This window comes from Nonomuraea sp. KM90 (assembly GCF_052246675.1).
GTDB lineage: Bacteria > Actinomycetota > Actinomycetes > Streptosporangiales > Streptosporangiaceae > Nonomuraea.
On sequence record NZ_JBQQCB010000005.1, the window covers coordinates 46210 to 62822 of the forward strand.

Annotated in this window: 19 protein-coding genes; 8 read left to right on the plus strand and 11 right to left on the minus strand. The window is 71.9% G+C overall.

Features of this window, described 5'->3' with window-relative positions; all coding sequences use genetic code 11:
- Positions 1 to 31 precede the first annotated feature (31 nt).
- The gene (locus ACTWPW_RS08050; RefSeq protein ID WP_443168322.1) at positions 32 to 877 is read left to right on the plus strand and encodes a hypothetical protein; all 846 of its coding nucleotides are present in this window, start codon (positions 32 to 34) and stop codon (positions 875 to 877) included.
- A gap of 183 nt (positions 878 to 1060) precedes the next feature.
- On the opposite strand, the gene msrB is transcribed toward ACTWPW_RS08050, so the two are convergent.
- Positions 1061 to 1462: a peptide-methionine (R)-S-oxide reductase MsrB gene (gene msrB, locus ACTWPW_RS08055; RefSeq protein WP_364114988.1), complete on the minus strand. Its 402-nt coding sequence runs from the start codon at positions 1460 to 1462 to the stop codon at positions 1061 to 1063.
- Between the two features lie 313 nt (positions 1463 to 1775).
- Here msrB and ligD point away from each other — a divergent pair, with 313 nt between their 5' ends.
- A complete protein-coding gene (ligD, locus tag ACTWPW_RS08060; RefSeq protein ID WP_375115568.1) occupies positions 1776 to 2795 on the plus strand; it encodes a non-homologous end-joining DNA ligase in 1020 nt (339 codons plus the stop codon).
- Positions 2796 to 2899: 104 nt separating this feature from the next.
- Here the strand turns inward: ligD and ACTWPW_RS08065 are convergent, their stop codons facing one another.
- The 3 genes from ACTWPW_RS08065 to ACTWPW_RS08075 all read right to left on the minus strand — a co-directional run bounded on the left by ACTWPW_RS08065 (position 2900) and on the right by ACTWPW_RS08075 (position 4789).
- The gene (locus ACTWPW_RS08065) at positions 2900 to 3415 is read right to left on the minus strand and encodes a tryptophan-rich sensory protein (protein WP_375115567.1); all 516 of its coding nucleotides are present in this window, start codon (positions 3413 to 3415) and stop codon (positions 2900 to 2902) included.
- Positions 3415 to 3903: a MarR family winged helix-turn-helix transcriptional regulator gene (locus ACTWPW_RS08070; protein ID WP_375115566.1), complete on the minus strand. Its 489-nt coding sequence runs from the start codon at positions 3901 to 3903 to the stop codon at positions 3415 to 3417. The genes ACTWPW_RS08065 and ACTWPW_RS08070 overlap by 1 nt, the downstream gene beginning before the upstream one ends.
- 73 nt (positions 3904 to 3976) lie before the next feature.
- Positions 3977 to 4789 carry an MBL fold metallo-hydrolase gene (locus ACTWPW_RS08075; RefSeq protein ID WP_375115565.1) on the minus strand — a complete coding sequence of 271 codons (813 nt, stop codon included), beginning with the start codon at positions 4787 to 4789 and terminating at the stop codon, positions 3977 to 3979.
- A 257-nt stretch (positions 4790 to 5046) separates the two neighbouring features.
- On the opposite strand from ACTWPW_RS08075, the gene ACTWPW_RS08080 reads away from it, so the two are divergent.
- Positions 5047 to 5520 carry a hypothetical protein gene (locus tag ACTWPW_RS08080; protein WP_375115564.1) on the plus strand — a complete coding sequence of 158 codons (474 nt, stop codon included), beginning with the start codon at positions 5047 to 5049 and terminating at the stop codon, positions 5518 to 5520.
- A 1-nt stretch (position 5521) separates the two neighbouring features.
- On the plus strand, positions 5522 to 6229 hold the full coding sequence (locus ACTWPW_RS08085; protein WP_375115563.1) for a class F sortase: 708 nt from the start codon (positions 5522 to 5524) through the stop codon (positions 6227 to 6229).
- Here ACTWPW_RS08085 and ACTWPW_RS08090 read toward each other — a convergent pair whose 3' ends face one another.
- The gene (locus tag ACTWPW_RS08090; protein ID WP_443168323.1) at positions 6230 to 8281 is read right to left on the minus strand and encodes an acyl-CoA dehydrogenase family protein; all 2052 of its coding nucleotides are present in this window, start codon (positions 8279 to 8281) and stop codon (positions 6230 to 6232) included.
- Between the two features lie 312 nt (positions 8282 to 8593).
- Between ACTWPW_RS08090 and ACTWPW_RS08095 the strand changes: the two genes are divergently transcribed.
- From ACTWPW_RS08095 to ACTWPW_RS08105, 3 genes are all read left to right on the plus strand, one after another.
- The gene (locus ACTWPW_RS08095; RefSeq protein WP_364115004.1) at positions 8594 to 8935 is read left to right on the plus strand and encodes an RNHCP domain-containing protein; all 342 of its coding nucleotides are present in this window, start codon (positions 8594 to 8596) and stop codon (positions 8933 to 8935) included.
- A 1-nt stretch (position 8936) separates the two neighbouring features.
- Positions 8937 to 9338 (plus strand): RNHCP domain-containing protein, encoded by a 402-nt coding sequence (locus ACTWPW_RS08100; RefSeq protein ID WP_375115561.1) that lies wholly within the window; start codon positions 8937 to 8939, stop codon positions 9336 to 9338.
- A 163-nt stretch (positions 9339 to 9501) separates the two neighbouring features.
- Positions 9502 to 10356 carry an alpha/beta fold hydrolase gene (locus ACTWPW_RS08105; RefSeq protein ID WP_443168324.1) on the plus strand — a complete coding sequence of 285 codons (855 nt, stop codon included), beginning with the start codon at positions 9502 to 9504 and terminating at the stop codon, positions 10354 to 10356.
- Here ACTWPW_RS08105 and ACTWPW_RS08110 read toward each other — a convergent pair.
- Together ACTWPW_RS08110 and ACTWPW_RS08115 are read right to left on the minus strand one after the other, a co-directional pair.
- Positions 10325 to 11197, minus strand: a complete 873-nt coding sequence (locus ACTWPW_RS08110; protein ID WP_375115559.1) for a tetratricopeptide repeat protein — start codon at positions 11195 to 11197, stop codon at positions 10325 to 10327. The genes ACTWPW_RS08105 and ACTWPW_RS08110 overlap by 32 nt on opposite strands.
- Positions 11198 to 11216: 19 nt before the next feature.
- The gene (locus tag ACTWPW_RS08115; protein WP_443168325.1) at positions 11217 to 12653 is read right to left on the minus strand and encodes an aldehyde dehydrogenase family protein; all 1437 of its coding nucleotides are present in this window, start codon (positions 12651 to 12653) and stop codon (positions 11217 to 11219) included.
- A 119-nt stretch (positions 12654 to 12772) separates the two neighbouring features.
- Here ACTWPW_RS08115 and ACTWPW_RS08120 point away from each other — a divergent pair, with 119 nt between their 5' ends.
- Entirely contained in the window at positions 12773 to 13846 is a 1074-nt protein-coding gene (locus tag ACTWPW_RS08120; RefSeq protein ID WP_443168326.1) for a class I SAM-dependent methyltransferase, read from the plus strand.
- A 241-nt stretch (positions 13847 to 14087) separates the two neighbouring features.
- Here ACTWPW_RS08120 and ACTWPW_RS08125 read toward each other — a convergent pair whose 3' ends face one another.
- From ACTWPW_RS08125 to ACTWPW_RS08140, 4 genes are read right to left on the minus strand one after another with little or no spacing between them, the layout of a single operon-like run.
- Positions 14088 to 15011: a hypothetical protein gene (locus ACTWPW_RS08125; RefSeq protein ID WP_443168327.1), complete on the minus strand. Its 924-nt coding sequence runs from the start codon at positions 15009 to 15011 to the stop codon at positions 14088 to 14090.
- Positions 15011 to 15391 carry a MaoC/PaaZ C-terminal domain-containing protein gene (locus ACTWPW_RS08130; RefSeq protein WP_364115018.1) on the minus strand — a complete coding sequence of 127 codons (381 nt, stop codon included), beginning with the start codon at positions 15389 to 15391 and terminating at the stop codon, positions 15011 to 15013. Before ACTWPW_RS08130 ends, ACTWPW_RS08125 begins: the two co-directional genes overlap by 1 nt.
- A 1-nt stretch (position 15392) precedes the next feature.
- Positions 15393 to 15782 (minus strand): FAS1-like dehydratase domain-containing protein, encoded by a 390-nt coding sequence (locus ACTWPW_RS08135; RefSeq protein WP_375115554.1) that lies wholly within the window; start codon positions 15780 to 15782, stop codon positions 15393 to 15395.
- Positions 15779 to 16492 carry a GntR family transcriptional regulator gene (locus tag ACTWPW_RS08140; RefSeq protein ID WP_375115553.1) on the minus strand — a complete coding sequence of 238 codons (714 nt, stop codon included), beginning with the start codon at positions 16490 to 16492 and terminating at the stop codon, positions 15779 to 15781. The genes ACTWPW_RS08135 and ACTWPW_RS08140 overlap by 4 nt, the downstream gene beginning before the upstream one ends.
- Positions 16493 to 16613 lie beyond the last annotated feature (121 nt).

Consider the following 16613-nt stretch of genomic DNA (forward strand, 5'->3'; position numbering starts at 1 on the left):
TGGCACGTTCCAAGGGTGACGGGAGGGCGGGGTGGGAGAGACCGGAAGGCGACGGCGTCCGGCCGGCCGCCATGCGGCGGGCCGGTCCCGGCGCGCGCGGCGCCGTGGGGCGCGGGGCCGGCTGGTGGCGGGGGTGCTGGCGCTGACGGGCGGGGCCGTCGTGCTGCTCGGCGTGAACGGCTGGCCCTTCGGGGCGTCGGCGGGCTCCGGCGCCGCCCGCCAGTCCGGCACCGTGCAGGAGCGCGGGCCGGCCGAGCCGGACGCCGGTTCGCGCGGGTCGGGCGCGCAGCCCGGGAAGGGTACGGGGAAGCCTGGGGCGGCCACCGGGGCCGGCGCCGAGGTGACCACCGGGGTCGAGACCAGGGAACTGCAGAGGTCCGAGTCACCGAGACCGGCGGCCGCTCCGGAGGAAGCGGGCGCCGCGGAGCCGGGGATGGTGGCGGGCACCACGGCCCCGTCCACGGCCCCGTCCACGGCGCCGTCCACGGCGGCGGAGGACGTGCTGGCGGACGGCCCCGCCCCCGGGGACGGCGACGACTACCGGGCCGACGGCCCCTCCCGGCATACGGATCAGCAGGCGGCGGAGTATTTCCGTACGCAATGGGGCCCGGACGACAAGGCGCTGAAGCGCCTCAAAGACATCCGCACAGTCGGCGGATATTTGCGCATTTATACGGATTTGCCGGACAGTGCGGATAATTCGCTCACCGCCGTCACGCTCTGCGAGCGCGGCCTGGCCTACCTCCACAGCAGGGGAGTGCCGAATCCGGTGGTGTTCGTGCACTCCAAGTTCGGGGGGAACGGGAACCCGGTGCTGGCCAACATCCTCGGCCCCGGTGATCGCAGCTGCCGCGTCACCCATCCCGCCCCGAACTGATCCGGCCATCGAGGCAGACTCCGGGTCACCGGACCCGGACCCGCGTCCTCGAGCACACTTCGCACCGTTGGGTTACGACGCGCCCGATGGTCTCGATCGTCACCCATCGGTGGCGAAGGTGTACAAAGCGCACGCGGCACTCGTACCCGTAGGACACGATCGATACGCCGCGTCGCCGCGTGATCACCCCATGGGTTCGAGCCGCAGTGACACCGAGTTGATGCAGTAACGATCGTCGGTCGGCGTCGCGTACCCCTCGCCGTGGAACACGTGCCCGAGGTGCGAGTCGCACCGGGCGCAGCGCACCTCGGTGCGCACCATCCCGTGGCTGTGATCCTCGATCAGCTTCACCGCGTCTGAATCTGACGGTTCGAAGAAGCTCGGCCAGCCGCAGTGCGACTCGAACTTCGTGTCCGATCGGAACAACTCGGCCCCGCAGGCGCGGCACGAGTAGACCCCCTCGGCCTTGGTGTCGACGTACTCCCCCGTGAACGGGCGCTCGGTCCCGGCCTCCCTGAGGACGTGGAACTCCTCGGGCGACAGCTGGGCCCGCCATTCGGCCTCGCTCTTGACCACCTTGTCCATGCGTTCAGAATACGAGATCAGGCAAAAAGAGATCTTCGCAGGGGGAAGCATCCGTTCTGGGGCGAATTCGCGTCTTTGTAGGCATGGGGGTGTCATCGCCTCCTGCCAAGGGGTGAGATCATCCGCAGATCCCGCCGAGCGGCACAGCCCACGCCCGTGCTGGCGCCGCTGGGGATCGCGACGGCCGGCCGGGTGGCGCGCCAGCGCCCGGAACGGCGACGGATGGTCTGGCGGCCCGTCCCGTCGAGCCCCCGGTCCCGCCACCGAGGCGGCTCCGGGACGGGCCCACCCCGCTTGGAGTAGGTTCGAGTGCATGGCATCGCCGTACATAGAGCTCGAGGTGGGGGAGAGGACCGTCAAGGTCACCAATCCCGACAAGGTCTACTTTCCTGGGATCGGGGCTACCAAGCGGGAACTGGTCGAATACTACGTGAGCGTCGGCGAGGGGGCCCTGCGGGCGCTCAAGGACCGGCCGACCAACATCAAGCGCCACCCCGACGGCGTGCAGACCGAGGCGATCTACCAGAAGCGGATGCCGCCCCGGCACCCCGACTGGCTCGAGTCCGTCACCGTCACCTTCCCCAGCGGCCGTACGGCGCAGTCCCTGCGCGTCACCGAGGTGGCGGCCATCGCCTACTGCGCCAACCTCGGCACCATCGACTTCCACCCCTGGCAGGTGCGGGCGGCCGACGTCGAGCACCCCGACGAGCTGCGCGTCGACCTCGACCCGCAGCCCGGCCTGGAGTTCGACACCGCGCGCCGGGCCGCGTTCCTGACCAGGGACGTGCTCGGCGAGCTGGGCATGACCGGCTTCGTGAAGACCTCGGGCAACCGCGGCGTGCACATCGCCGTGCGCATCGAGCCGCGCTGGGACTTCATCCAAGTACGCCACGCCGGCATCGCCCTGGCCAGGGCCGTCGAGGAACGCGATCCCGGCCTGGTCACCACGGCCTGGTGGAAGGAGGAGCGCGGGGACCGGGTGTTCATCGACTTCAACCAGAACGCCAGGGACCGCACGGTCGCCAGCGCGTACTCGATCAGGGCCCGGCCCGAGGCGCCCGTCTCAACCCCGCTGACCTGGGACGAGCTGGAGGACGCCGACCCGCGCGACTTCGACATCCGCACGGTGCCCGCCCGCTTCGCGAAGGTGGGCGACGTGCACGCCGCCATCGACGACCGGGCCTACTCGATCGAGCCGCTCCTGGAGCTGTACGCCGAGGACGGCAGGGGCGACATGCCCTATCCGCCCAACTACCCGAAGATGCCCGGCGAGCCCAAGCGGGTCCAGCCGAGTAAGGCCAGGGCCGTGACGACGGAAGACGGGTCAAGCTGAGCCGGCGATGCGCACGGTCCTGACCCGGTTCCGGGGTCGCGCCGATTCGCCCGCATCCGACGCGGGCGGGAGGCGTCTGGCGGATCGGTCGGACCGCTGGAGTGTCATGCGGGGAAGGCTCCGACGATGGCCGCGATCTTGACGGCCAGGGTGATCGGCATCCAGATCAGCCAGGGCAGCAGCCAGCGGGCCGCGGCGGGTGAGTAGCGCGAGAACACCACCACCGTGGCAACGGCGAGCAGCAGGCCGGTGGCATCGGTGACGGCGATGGAGCGCAGGCCGTCGGCCAGCCAGAAGAGGTTGGTCTGCAGGTAGCCGGCGATCAGCACGGTCAGGGGTACGGTGACGTCGCTTCCGCGGGGTGCCCGGCGCCAGAGCTGCCATGCCGCGAGCCCCATGCCGGTCTTGATCACGAGCCAGACCACGATGAAGACCCACACGGGTATGGGGATCCTGGTCATCCCCAGATCGGTGGCGACGCCGGGGTTGAGCGTGAAGGCGAGTGCGCCCGGGATCTGCCCGACCAGCACGGGCACGAGGACGAAGAGGAGCCCGACCGGCCAGAAACGCGAGCGGGCTGAGGCGATCTCGGGGTGGTGGGCGTTGGTCGAGGCGTTCATCAGGGTTCCCTCCGGCTGCCGGCCGGCGCGCCGCCGGCGAGCTTGGCGAGCAGAGCGTGCAGGGTCTGCCGCTCCTGGGGCGTCAGCGGGCCGAAGAACTCGCCCGAGATGCGTTCGCTGACCTGCTCGGCATGCCGGATCTTCCGCACGCCGGCCGGCAGGAGGTGCACCTCCACCGCACGCCGGTCGCGCGGGTGGGGGCGCCGCTCCGCCAGGCCCATGGCCTCCAGCTCGTTGACCAGGGTGACCATCACGGGCTTGAACACGCTCAGCCGTTCGCTGAGCCGTGACTGGACCAGCGGGCCGCTCTGGAGTTGCGTCAGGACGCCGAGGTGGAGCGCCTTGAGCCCCATCTCGGACAGCGCCTCCTCATACTGCTCACCGGCTCTGGCCGCCACCCACGACAGCAGGAAGCCGGTTGAGCGCGCCAGTTCGCTGGGAGGCCCTTCGGTCTCGTCGACCTCAGACGCAATATCGTTATTTTTCATAACGTTATTGAGTTTAACTATATTCGAGGCGCAGCGTCAACGTCGGGGCCTGCGGCGGTCTCAGTGGCGGGTCTCAGCGGCGGACGAGGTGGTGCGGGGCGAGCTCGCGCGTCTCGCCCTTCTCCAGGTAGACGACCCGGTCGGCCAGCCCCGCCTGCTCGATGTGGTGGCGGAAGTCGTCCAGGGGTGAGCTGAAGACGGTGTAGTCGTCGAAGTGCACCGGTACGACCGCGTGCGGGTTGATCAGGTCCACCCACGCGGCGCCCTGCTCGCCGTCCATGGTCACCAGGAGGGTGCCGAGCAGCCTGGTGCCGCCCAGGTGCACGATGGCCAGGTCGATGTCGGGGAAGCGGCGCGGGATCGAGTCCAGGCGGCGGTCGAGCAGCGTGTCACCGCTGATGTGCATGCACAGCTCGACCCGCTCGTCCTGGTTGCAGAACTCCAGCATCGTGCCGATCACGGGCGGCAGCAGCGCCTCCGCCGGGCCGGGGGCGTGCTTGGCGGGCAGGGCGGTGATTCGGACGGTGCCGCCCGGGCCGTGCAGCTCGTGCTGGTGCCACTCCTCCAGGCCCACGCTCTGGCGGAAACCGCGGCGGCGCAGCCGGCGGGCCGCCGTCGTGGTCGTGATGACCGGCGTGTCCCTGTCCAGGCCCCTGCGCGTCACCCGGTCCCAGTGGTCACCGTGCATGTGGGACAGCACCACCGCGTCCAGCGGCGGCAGGTCCTCCATCTCCACGGCCGGGTCGGTGAGGCGGCGCGAGGTCAGGCCGTACCCCAGGTACGCCCGCTGCCCGCGGTGCAGGAAGTTGGGATCCGTCAGCAGCGTGAAGCCGTTGTAGCGGATCAGCGTGGTCGCGTTCCCGATGAACTGCAGGCTTCCCTTCACTTCGGCTCACCTCGGATGCGCCGACCGCGGCAATTTGGGTCGTTGCGAATTAATCATGGCTTTTGTCCCCCTTTGCGGGGAATCCCCTACCACGGCAGGCCGTCGCCAAACCCTCCGTGTCCGGCCGGTTTCACTTCGGTCACATTACTTGACTGTCGGTCTAATAATTCGCAAGGCTCTCTTGTGTATCGGGGGGCGTCAACCGATCCTGGAGCCTTCTCATGGCAAGAGCGCGACGTCTCGCAGCGGCTGGAGCGGTGACCGCCTTCGCGGTCGCGGGCGTGAGCCTGGCGACGGGCCTGGGCACCGCCTCCGCCGCCGCTTCCGCCGGTCCGCAGGTGCCCGGCGCGGTGTCCACCTGCCTCCTCCCGCTACCGATCCTGTGCGAGGAACAGCCCGACGATTCCTGGTCGGGCGGCCACGAACCCGGCGAATCCCGGCCGGGTGCTCCCGGGCACGACGACTCCTGGTCGGACAAGCCCGTACCGGAGGATTCCTGGTCGAGCGGCCCCGCACCGCAGGATTCCTGGTCGGGTCCGCCCGGGTCCGAGCCTCCGTGGCGGCCGGCGGGCGAGGAGGAGCACAAGGTGCCCAGGGGTCATCCGGAGACGGGCGGGGGCGGGCTGACGGCGGACGGGCCGGTGTGGCCGTTCGCGGTGGGCGGGGCGGCGCTGCTGACCGGGGCCGGCCTGACCGGGTTCGCGGTACGCCGCCGCAAGGGCGTCGTCTAGCTTGCCCGAAACCCCGAACCCCAGCCCGACCCCGACCCCGAACCCGGCGGGCGGGCATCGGCTGATCGTGGCCGGGGCGGCGGTCGTGTCGCTGGCCGGGGTGCTGCTGATCGGGCTCGGGATCGGCGGCGTGCTCGGCGGCGGCCCCGCTGCCTCGCCGGAGCCGGCGCCGTCACCCCTGCCCGTGTCCGCCGCCCCGATCACCGGCGTGCCGCTGTCCGGGGTGGCCGCCCCCATGCGGCCCGCCCGGCCCGCCGCCGTCTACATCCCCTCCATCGGCGTCGCCGCGCCTCTGATGGAGCTGGGCCTGGACGCGAACGGCGCCATCCAGAACCCGCCGTTCGACCCTCCGAACCTGGCCGGCTGGTACCGCTACGGCCCCGTGCCCGGCCAGCGCGGCGCCGCCGTGATCACCGGCCACCTGGACACCAGGACCGGCCCCGCCGTCTTCGCCCGGCTCAAGGACGTCAAGCGCGGCGACCAGGTGCAGGTGCTGCGCGCCGACCGCTCGGTGGCCGTCTTCGTCGTCGACAAGGTCGAGCACACCCCGAAACGCCGCTTCCCCGCCAAGAAGGTCTACGCCAAGCTCGCCTATCCGGGGCTGCGGCTGGTGACCTGCGGCGGGACGTTCGACCGGCGGGCGCACAGCTACGAGGACAACACGATCGTCTACGCCCATCTCGCGGCCCCGTACTACCCCGGACGCTGATCACGGATCCTTGGGCAGGCCGAGCGCGCGTTCGGCGACGATGTTGAGCTGCACCTCCGTCGTCCCGCCGCCGATCGTGAACGCGCGGGTGGTCAGGATCATGCGGTTCCAGTAGCGGTCGGCCGGGGCGAGCGACCAGCAGAACTCCGAGATCGCCTGCGCGTGCCGCATGCCGAGCAGCTTGCGCACGCTGGAGTCGGTGCCCGCTCCGGACCCGGAGAGCTGGGAGAGGGTCGCGCGCAGCCCGAGCGCCGAGCCGGCCTGGCCCTCCGCCCACAGGCAGCCCGCCTGCTCGAGCTGCGCCTCCCGGAGCGGCGGCAGCCGGGCGATGAGCTTCACCATGTCGGTGTGCCGCGACCCCGGCCCCCAGGAGTCGCCGAGCGCGACGCGTTCGTGCGAGAGCGTGTCGCGGGCCACCCGCCAGCCCCCGTCCACCGCGCCGACGACCAGGTCGTCCGGTACGAACACGTCGTCCAGGAAGACCTCGTTGAAGATCTCGTCCCCGTTGATCTCCTTGAGCGGCCTCACGGTGACGCCAGGGGACGACATGTCCACCAGGAAGTACGAGATGCCGTCATGCTTGGGCTTCTCCGGGGAGGTCCGGGCCAGGCAGATGCCCCAATGGGCGTACTGCGCGAGGGACGTCCAGATCTTCTGCCCGGTGAGCGACCAGCCGCCCTCCACCCGTACGGCCTTCGTCGAGAGCCCGGCCAGGTCCGAGCCCGCGCCCGGCTCGCTGAACAGCTGGCACCACACGATCTCGCCGGTCAGCGTCCCGGGCAGGAAACGTTCCTGCTGCTCGCGGGTGCCGTAGCGGACGATGGACGGCACCGCCCAGGCCGCGATGCCCAGGTTCGGGCGGCCGAGGTCGCGGAACTCCTGGTGGATGATCACCTGCTCGAGCGGCGAGGCGCCCCGTCCCCAGGGCCGGGGGAGGTGCGGCATCATCCAGCCCTCCCGCGCCAGCCTGCCCAGCCGGGCCGCCGGCTCCTCGGCACGCAGCGACGCGGCCTCCGCCCTGACGGCGTCCCGGACGGCGGCGGCCTCCTCCGGCAGGTCCGGCTCCATCCGCCGCCGCACGCCCGCCACCGCCAGCCGGGTCACCTCCCCGGCCCACGGCCCCGGATCCCCGGTCAGCATCCGGTCGGACAGGGCGCGGCGGTAGTAGCGGTGGGCGTCGTGCTCGAAGGTGTAGCCGATGCCGCCGAGCACCTGGACGGCGTCCGCCGCGCACCGCACGGCCGCGTCCGCCGCCAGCACCGCCGCCACGGCCACCGCCAGCCGGCTCTCGTCGGGCAGCCCCGCGCCACCCTCCCGGGGGTGGCTGGTCTCGTCGAGGGATCTGGCGGCGTCCCAGACGGCGGCCCGGGCCTGCTCCAGCGCCACCAGCGCCCCGGCCACCCGGTGCTTGACCCCCTGGAACTGCCCGATCGGCCGCCCGAACTGCTCGCGCACCTTGGCATGGGCGGCCGCCGTGGCCACGGCCCACGCCGCCACCCCGCACGCGTCCGCGCCCAGCAGCACGGCGGCGAGCTCACGTACCGGGACCTCCCTGAGCATCCGTCCGGCGGGCACCGTCCGCACGGTCACGGAGCAGAGCGCCCGGTCCAGGTCGACCCCCGGGACGGGCTCGGCGGCGACGTCCCCGCGATCGAGCACGGCCCACGCACCACCGACCGGGACCACGAAGACGTCCGCCTTCGCCGATCCGAGCGCGAGGGCGGACGGCCCGCTGTCCGGGAGGAGCGCGACGGCGGCGGTGAGCGAGCCGCCGGCGAGCCCGGCGATCAGCTCCGGCGCGCAGCCGGACCAGGAGAGCACCGCCGACGCCAGGACCGACGGCAGGTACGGCCCCAGGACGCGCCGCTCGCCCAGCGCCTCCAGCGCCACGCACAGCTCCAGCAGCCCGTACCCCTGCCCGCCGCACTCCTCGGCCAGATGCAACCCCAGCAGCCCCTGCTCCGCCAGAGCGGCGTGATCGGCGTTCCGCCCGGCCAGCCCGTGTACGGAGGCCGCCAGCTCCAGGTGTTCCCCCGTCAGCCCGATTCCCATGCCTCGAATCTAGAACGATATTCGGTCGCCCACCACCCACCGGAAAATGGTTGGCGATGGCCGGAGCTGTCCGGTTACGCTCGCTGTCGTCCGTTCAGTGGAACAGTCGGGCCGTCATGCCCGGAGGGGGAGGGGATTTATGCCCGGCACCGCGCCCAGCGCGCCTCGCTGTGCCACCGGCGGATCCTGCCTCTGAATCGGCTTCATTCCTGACAGGCCGGACCGACCGCCTGCCCCATCAGCGTGCCCGCGAGGCCCGCTCGGCGCTTCCTTGCTGCTTTCAGTGACCCATTCCGGCAAGGAGTACCCAGGTTGTCCACCAACGGCAAACCCAGTCCCATCCTGAGCACGTTCGAGTGCATCCGCTGCGGCCTCACGGTCACCGCGACCGCGCCGGACGGAACCCGCCGCAACCACTGCCCGAGCTGCCTGCACTCGCAGCACCTGCTCGACGGTTGCGGGTCGCGGATGATCCCCATCTCGATCGCCGTCCTGCGCACCGGCGAATGGATGATCATCCACCGCTGCACCCGGTGCGGCGAGCTGACGTCGAACCCCATCTGCGGGGACGACAACCAGCTCATCCTCATGCGCATGGCCGTACGGCCGCTGGCGCAGCCGCCGTTCCCCCTAGAGGCGTTCGGCGACCTGTGACATGCCCAGGAGGAACCCTGGCCGGGAACGGCCGCAACGCCGCAAGAGAACACACCACGGGGAGCCCGGCGACGCGTTCCGCTGCGTCGGGTGCCGGCTGGACGTGCCGATGATCGCGCCGGGCACCGCCCACCGCAACCACTGCCCGCACTGCCTGACGAGCCTGCACGTCGATCACCGGCTCCCGGGCGATCGGCGGGCGGCCTGCCGGGGCCGGATGGCGGCCCTGAGCGTCACCGTCCGGGGGGACGGGGAGTGGCTGATCATCCACAGCTGCCAGTCGTGCGGCGGGCTGAGCGCCAACCGCATCGCGGGCGACGACAACGCGCTGGCGCTGCTGCGCATCGCCATCCGCCCGCTGTCGGACACCCGCCTCCCGGTCAGCGCCCTGCTGTCCCTGTGACCCGGCCGGGGCCGCACCCGCGGTCCCGGCCGGGATCACGCCCCTGCCGGGACCGCTGGTCCCGGCAGGGATCAGGCGCCGCTCAGGGCCGCGCGGCTCCGGCAGGGATCAGGAGAACACCGGTCAGGGTCGCGCGGCCTCTGGAAGGGGCTAAGCTCCCGCTATGGGGAAGGAATTCGAACTCCCGCTCGGCAACGACCGCACCCTCCACGTCTACGACACGGCCCCCGGCGCGGACGACCTCCTGCCGGTCATCTGGCACCACGGCACCCCCAACATCGGCGCGCCCCCTGCACCCCTCTTCGAGGCCGCCGGCCGCCTCGGCCTGCGCTGGCTGTCCTACGACCGCCCCGGCTACGGCGGCTCCACCCCGTCGCCCGGCCGGGACATCGCCTCCGCGGCCGGCCTCACCCGGCGGGTCGCCGACGAGCTGGGAATCGCCCGGTTCGCCGTGATGGGCCACTCGGGCGGCGGCTCGCACGCCCTGGCCTGCGCCGCCCTGCTGCCCGACCGGGTCCTGGCCGCGGTGAGCGTGGCGGGCCTGGCACCGTACGGTGCGCGCGGCCTCGACTGGTACGCGGGCATGTCACCCTCGGGCGTGGCCTCCCTGCGCGCCGCCGCCGGTGGACGCGAGGCCAAGGAACGCCACGAGGCGTCGGCCGAATACGACCCCGAGATGTTCACCCCGGAGGACCACGCGGCGCTGGCCGGCGACTGGTCGTGGTTCGGCGACGTGGTGGGCCCGGCGACGGCGGCCGGGCCGGGCGGCCTGATCGACGACGACCTCGCCTACGTCACCCCGTGGGGCTGCGACCCCGCCCGGGCGACCGCCCCGGTCCTGCTCCTGCACGGCGGCCGCGACCGCGTCGTGCCGGCCGCGCACGGCGCCTGGCTGGCCGGCCGCTGCCGCACGGCCGAGCTGCGCCTTTTCCCGGACGACGGCCACATCTCCGTGCTGCGCGAGGGCGCGGCCGCCCTGGAGTGGCTCACTCGCCGAACAGGTGCAGCACCCGGGTGAAGTCGGCGACCGCGGCCTCGTGCCGGTCCAGCTCCTGGAGGATCTCGCCGCGCACCTGGTAGGCCCAGGTGTACTCGGGGTCCAGCTCGATGGCGGCGTCCAGGTCCCGCAGCGCCGCCTCGTTGTCGCCCAGCTCGCTCAGCACCGCGCCCCGGCTGCCGAGCGCGCGGTCGTTGCCGGGGTCCAGCTCCAGGGCCCGGTTCAGGTCAGTGAGGGCCTCCTCGTAGCGGTCGGCCATGCGCAGCGCCTCGCCTCTCCTGCTCAGCGCCCGTACGTGGTCCGGCTCGGCCTCCAGGGCCTTGGTGTAGTCGTCGATCGCCTCGGCGTAGAGCTCCATCCGCTGGTAGAGGTCGCCGCGGGCCACCCAGGAGTACGCCAGCTCGTCGTTCAGTTTGATGATCTTGGTGTGCTCGGCCAGGGCCTCGTCCAGCCGGTCCAGGTCCACCAGGGCGTCCGCCTTCGCCTCCAGGATCCAGAGCGAGTCGGGGGAGAGGGTGAGCGCATGCTCGAAGTCGTCCATGGCCTCCTCCAGGCGGCCCATCGAGGCGTAGGTCTGGCCGCGCGAGCCGAGGGCGTACGCGCTGTCCGGCTCCAGCTTCAGCGCCTCGCCGAAGTCGTCGAGGGCGGTCTCGTACCGCTCGATCACGCGATGGCACTCGCCGCGCAGCCGCCAGGCGCGGGCGTTGTCCGGCACCAGCGCGATCGACTCCGTCAGGTCCGCGATCGCGGCGTCGTGCCGCGACAGGGCGATGTACGATTCGGCGCGGCTGCGCAGCACCGAGGCCCGGGACTGGGTGGCCGCATCGGACAGCCCGGGATGGTCCTTGATCCCCTCGCTCATGAGGGGTAAATCTATCCGACTAGATCTGGATGATTGCCGCCTTTTCCCGCGTGTATTCGAGCACCGCGTCGTGCCCGTACCCGCTGTCCTTGACCCCGCCGAACGGCAGCCCCGGCGGCATCTGGCGGAACGTGTTCACCCAGACCGTGCCGCTGCGCAGATCCCGGACGAACCGGTGGGCCCGCCCCAGGTCACGCGTCCACACGCCGGCCGCCAGGCCGTACGGGGAGTCGTTCGCGATCGCCAGCGCCTCCTCCTCCGTCGAGAACGGGATGGCCACCGCCACCGGCCCGAAGATCTCCTCCTGGCACACGCGCAGCGAGTTGTCCTCGGTCGTGTAGAGCGTGGGCGCCACCCAGTAGCAGCCGCCGGGCAGGGCGGGCACCACGTCCGCGCCGGTCCGGCCGCCGAAGAGCAGCCGCGCGCCCTCCTTCTCGGCCAGCTCCAGGTACGACGTCACGCGCTCGTACTGCCCGGCGGACACGATCGGCCCCATCGTCGTCGCCAGGTCCAGCGGATCGCCCAGGACCAGCCCGGCGCAGGCCCGCTCGATGCGGCCGAGCATCTCGTCCCAGATCGAGCGGTGGACGAGGATGCGCGAGCCCGCCACGCACACCTGCCCGGCGTTGCCGGTGTAGACGGAGTTCACGGTGACGCCCTGGGTGGCGGCGTCCAGGTCGGCGTCGGGGAAGACGATGTTGGGGGACTTGCCGCCCAGCTCGAACGTCATCGGCTTCAGCGCGTCGGCCGAGGCCCGCGTGATGGCCTGGCCGGTGGCGGTCGAGCCGGTGAGGCTGATCTTGGCGACCCCGCGGTGGCGGACCAGGGCGTCGCCGACCTCCTCGCCCATGCCGCTGACGATGTTCAGCACGCCGGGCGGGAACACCTCCGCCAGCAGCTCGCCCAGCCGCAGCACCGACGCGCTCGCCTGCTCGGCCGGTTTGACGATCACCGTGTTCCCGGCGGCCAGCGCGTACGCGGCCTTGGCCGAGAACGTCGAGATGGGCGAGTTCCACGGGATGATGCACACCGCCACCCCGTACGGCTCCCGCCGCGTCAGCCCCAGCGTGTCCGGCCCGAGCACGACCGTGTCGCCCTTGACCGCGTCGAGGCACTGCCCGGCGGCCAGCTGCCACAGGTACGCCATGCCCGGCAGGTCCCTCTTGAGCGTGTCGCGCAGGATCCTGCCGTTGTCGCGCGTCTCCAGCCTGGCCAGCTCCTCGGCGTGCCGGCCGAACAACTCCGACACCTTGCGCAGGAAGTGCGCCCTGGCGACCGCGGGCAGCGCCGACCAGGCGGGGAAGGCGCGGCCGGCCGCCTCGACGGCCGCTTCGGCCTCGGCGGCGCCGCTCGCGGGGATCCGGGCCCACACCTCTCCGGTGGCCGGGTTGACCGTGTCCATCATGCGCGCGGCGGGCACCAGCTCGCCGCCGATGAGATTGCGATAGTCAGGCACGTTACCAAGCATATGCTTGCTCAAGTAGCCCGGCCAGTGCCCAAAGATCACGTAAAGCGCCCGAAGACGGACGCATAGTCGGCAACTGGTAGGGCACAACGGCTCGCAGGGTGGTGGCGATGGCATACAGATTGCTAGGAAAACTGGCTTATGGCTCCCGTTACGACCGGGTCCCGTGGGGACAGCGGGTCTACGTACGGCCGGGGGAGCGACTGATCCGTGAGGCGCAGTGGCGGCTGCTCACCAGGCGAGCGCCCGTCATGACGCTGGCCGACTACGAACGGCTCAGGCCGCTGGGCGAGATCGAGGAGTTCCTGAGCTGCATGATGTGCGGGGAGTCCCGCCAGCAGCCGCTGTTCGAGCCGACCGGCGGCAATGGGTGGCGTTACCACGTCGTACGCTGCCCGTCCTGCGGCTTCCTCTACCGCAATCCCAACGTCCGGCCCGAGCGGCTGGGCGACCTGTACGCGACCGGCTACAGCAACTTCCTGACCGGCAAGTACGCGGCCAACCGGCAGCGCCGCTACGACCTGACCATGCAGGCGTTCTCGCCGGTGTTCGACGAGGGCAAGGAGCGGCGGCTGCTCGACTTCGGCTCTGGGGTCGGGCTGTTCCTGGAGCTGGCCGAGCAGCGCGGGTTCGACGCCTACGGGGTGGACCTGTCGCCGGAGTCCGTCGCCCAGGCCAACGAGCGGCTGAGCCGGGCGCGCACCTACTTCGGGGCGCCCGAGGACGTGCCGGAGATCGCCGCGGGCGGCTTCGACGTGATCACGCTCTGGTCGGTGCTCGCGCACCTGCCCAGGCCGCTGGAGGACTTCGCGCGGTTCAGGAGCCTGCTGGCGCCCGGCGGGGTGCTGCTCATCCTGACCGTGAACGCCCGGTCGCTGCTGCTCAAGGCGTACGGGTCCAAATGGAGCGGCTTCACCAAGAACCACCTGATGTTCTACTCCTCGGAGACCGTGCGCACGCTGCTGGGCCGTACCGGGTTCGCGGGGGTCGCCTTCGCCCCCCACTACGGGGACACGATCGAGGCCGGCACCACGAACCTGCCCGCCGACCTGGCCGCCCGGCTGCGCCGCAACGTGGATCTGAGCGACGGGGGCAACATGATGCGCGTGCTGGCCTTCGCCGACGAGGAGGCCATCGGCCGCTGGGGCGGCGGCCCCCTCACCGTCCACCGCCTCCACGCCTGACCGCTGGAGTGGCGCGGCCCGCCCCTGGGCGGCCGCGCCCGGCGGGCCGCCCGCCCGCCCGACGCCCAGGCGTGAGTCCCGCGCGCTCGCGCGGCCGCTCGCCCCGGGCGCCGACGCTCCAGCCGCCCGCACGCTCGAGTCCCGCCGACCGAGTCCCGCGCGCCCTGCTGGGCGACGACCGCCGTGCCCCCGACCCTTCCCCCAAGGGACCCCACCGAAGTGCGGTGGGGCAGGGACGGGGTTACGGTTGCGGGACGCCGAGGTCGGAGGTCTGGGACGGCTTGGCGAGCGCAGGGTCGAGTTGCTCGATCAGCCGCTGCACCAGCGCCGCCCGCCGCACCCGCTCCCGCCCCAGCTCCTTCGGCACCACCCCGAGGTGCCCCCCGGACGGGTAGATGTTGGGCGCGTTGCGCAGCCCCATCTTCAGGTAGACGGGCGCCGCGGCCCGTACGATCTCGACCGCCTCGTAGAAGCGTACGAACCCACCCTGATCATCCGGCACCTCCAGATAGAGGTCGATCGGCAACCCGGTGGCCGCGCGGATCTCGGCCAGGTGCGGCACGGTCAGGTCCGTCCCGACGTTCACGGTCGTGGCCCCGAGCCGCTCGTAGATCGCGGCGGTCGGCCCGTTCGTGAGCGGCATCAGCACGGACGTCTTCAGCACCAGGTCGGAGGGCAACGTGCCGTCCGCCTTCAGCTCGCGCAGCGCCTCCAGCGTCCCGAGGTCGCCGACCAGCAGGCTGCGGATGCCGAGCGAGCAGGCCCGCAGCGCGTCCGCCAGGCACGCCGCCACCATCGCGTTGCCGCGCGCGGCGGCCCCCACGGCCTGGGTCAGCTTGGCCTGGCCGCCGGTGTCCCACGCGGCCCGCGGCCCGAGGAACAGGTTGATCTCGATGCCCCGCTCGGCCCCGATCCGCGCCATCCGCGTGATCTCGTCGTCGGTCAGCATCATCACGCCGCTGCCCTGCGAGGTCCTGGTGACCGGCACGCCGAGCCGGTCGGCCTCCGCGACCACCGCCTCCAGCACGGCGGGCCCCTCGACGCTGGGGATCTCGAACCGGTACGGCGCCCCGTCCGCGAACCCGGAGCCGGAGGGGGCGGCGGTCTGCACCACCGGGTGCCCGAGGCGGGCCATCAGGGCGTGGAGGTCGGCAAGGCTGGTCATCAGGGGATCTCCTCGTCATAGATCACTTCGGCGCGGCCGAGTGTGGTGCGCCGGCCGGTGTCGTCCTCGCCCCACAGCTCCAGCTCTGCCCGGTTCCCCGTGGTGGACACCACCCGCCCCCGGCACGTGTGGGCGCGGTCGCGGAAGTCCATGCCGCGGTAGCTGACCTCGAGCACGGCCAGCCGGCCGCGCCCGCCCAGCCATCCGGTGACGAGCCGGCCCAGGTAAGCCGCCTTGAGCAGCCCGTGCACAGCCAGGTCGGGGTGGCCGAGCGAGCGGGCGAAGTCAAGGTCGTAGTGCATCTCGTAGAAGTCGCCCGAGGCGCCGGCGTACTCGACCAGCCGCCGCAGGGAGGTGATCTCGGTGAGCGGAGGAATCATATTATTTCCGGATCCGGGTGCCGACATGCCTCACCACCAGCTCACCATCCGGCCGGCGGAACTCCGTCTCGAACGTCAGCAGCGCCATCGGCCCCGCCCGCCCGCTCTTCTCCACCACCCCGGTGAAGCGCGGCCGCGACACGAGCACGTCCCCCACCCGCAGCGGGGCGTGGTGCTCGAACCGGTCACCGCCGTTCAGCCACCCCGACCCGTACGACTCCGCGGCCGGCAGCGACGGCGGCTCGTCGAGGAAGCAGGCGGTGTACGTGGGCGGCACCCCGGGGCCCGGGTCCCCGATGGCGTGCCGGTAGAAGTCCAGATGACGCCGCTCGACGACGTCCTCGCGCGCTGGGCCGGTCCAGCCGACCGCCTCCTGGAGCTTCTCGATCATGAATCTCCTTCCCTGACCCGCTTCAACCAGGCCAGCGACTCGGGGGAGTGGCCGCCGACCCGCTCCTCGATGCCGTCGAGGAACGCCATGTCCCCGTGCCCGGCCAGCTCCCGGTGCACGGCGTCGGGCGAGCCCGACTCGATCACCTCCAGCAGCCGGCGATGCCGCTCCCAGTCGTCGACGAGCGACTCGTCCGACGCCCTGGCCTGCCGGTTCATGCCCATGCAGAGCAACATCTGGAGCTGGATCGAGCGGTAGGCCTCCTCCAGCCGCCGGTGCCCGGACAGCCCGATGACCGAGCTGTGGAACTCGACGGCCTCCTCCAGCACCCCCAGCCAGTCACCGGCGCGGGCGCGGGCGCCGTGCCGGTCGAGCGCGGCGTGGCAGCGCTGGAGGCGGGCCGGCTCGCGTACCGGGACGCCGAGGTCCACCGCCATCCGCTCCAGCTCGCGCCGGAGCGTGACGATCTCGTAGATGTCGTGCAGCGTGAGCTGCGTGACGAACGCGCCCCGGCGCGGGAGCTGGGTGATCAGGCCCTGCTGCTCCAGCACCCGCATCGCCTCGCGCAGCGGCGGCCGGCTGACGCCGAGCTCCTGGGTGAGCTGGTTCTCCACCACCCGGTCGCCGGGCTGCAGCTTGCCGCTGAGCAGCATGCGCATCAGGGCCTCGGTGGCGAGCTGGACCATGCTGGGGGGTGCCTCGATGCGCATCGTGGTCTCTCTTGTCGTCGGCGATCAGGGGCGATCAGGGGCGATCAGGGGGCGATCAACGTCTGTCGCCATAGTGCCGAAGAACTTCCGGCCGAACCCTTGTCTAGCTCACTTGTCTTCT